The sequence below is a fragment of the Klebsiella sp. HN106 genome (assembly GCF_051209435.1).
In the GTDB taxonomy this organism is placed as follows: Bacteria; Pseudomonadota; Gammaproteobacteria; order Enterobacterales; family Enterobacteriaceae; genus Klebsiella; species Klebsiella oxytoca.
In genome coordinates, this window is the sequence record NZ_JBLURD010000168.1 from 1 (window position 1) to 335 (window position 335).

The following is a 335-nucleotide window of genomic DNA, read 5'->3' on the forward strand; positions in this document are numbered from 1 at the left end:
GAAAATTCTGTAAGCAACATCATATCTGTTCCTAGAGCAACAAGAAAGTCAAGCGAACCATTACTTGTAAAATTGAACTTTGAAAACAAACATAGAAGTAAGCTTTCGCGACGAACACGACAGAAGATTGAAAATTTAAATGATTCAATACAACAACTAAAGAAAAATGAAGCCAGGTGGAAGAAACGTTGTCAGAGACTTGAACAAAAACTTTCATCAGAATCAACCAATAATAAAGGCTCAGAGGTCCATGTGGACAGGAACACAGTACATGTAGACGAAAAGGCAGAAATTGAAACCACTGATGTCAACAAGGACACAAGAACTGAAGAGCT

General features: G+C 36.7%; 1 protein-coding gene. It reads left to right on the top strand.

Annotated elements, in window-relative coordinates; all coding sequences use genetic code 11:
• Positions 1-335 (top strand): hypothetical protein (locus ACSIPU_RS30800; RefSeq protein WP_435322504.1); only part of this gene is annotated, 335 nt, incomplete at both ends.